Genomic DNA, 356 nt, shown 5'->3' with positions numbered 1-356 from the left:
CCGTCTGGATTTGTGATCGTCACTGTGTGCGTGCCGTCGCCGTTGTCGACTACTGTCGCCGTTGGTGATTCGCCGTCCGCACCATCTTTGATCACTGTTGTTGTTGTCGTGCCATCTGGATTCGTGATCGTTACTGTGTGTGTACCGTCTCCATTGTCGACTACTGTCGCCGTTGGTGATACGCCATCTTTACCGTCTACTCCGTCAACACCATCTTTGATGACTGTTGTCGTTGTTGTCCCGTCTGGATTTGTGATCGTCACTGTGTGCGTGCCGTCGCCGTTGTCGACTACTGTCGCCGTTGGTGATTCGCCGTCCGCACCATCTTTGATCACTGTTGTTGTTGTCGTGCCATC

The 356-nt window shown here is 53.4% G+C and carries 1 protein-coding gene; it reads right to left on the bottom strand.

Going from position 1 to position 356, the window contains the following annotated elements; genetic code table 11:
• Positions 1 to 356: collagen-flanked surface repeat-containing protein (locus ERX37_RS11290; RefSeq protein ID WP_208001697.1), on the bottom strand; the 356-nt coding region annotated here is incomplete at both ends.

This window comes from Macrococcus hajekii (assembly GCF_004359505.1).
Lineage (GTDB): Bacteria > Bacillota > Bacilli > Staphylococcales > Staphylococcaceae > Macrococcus > Macrococcus hajekii.
Note: the sequence above shows the minus strand (reverse complement) of the source record. Positions and strands in the feature narration are given on the sequence as shown.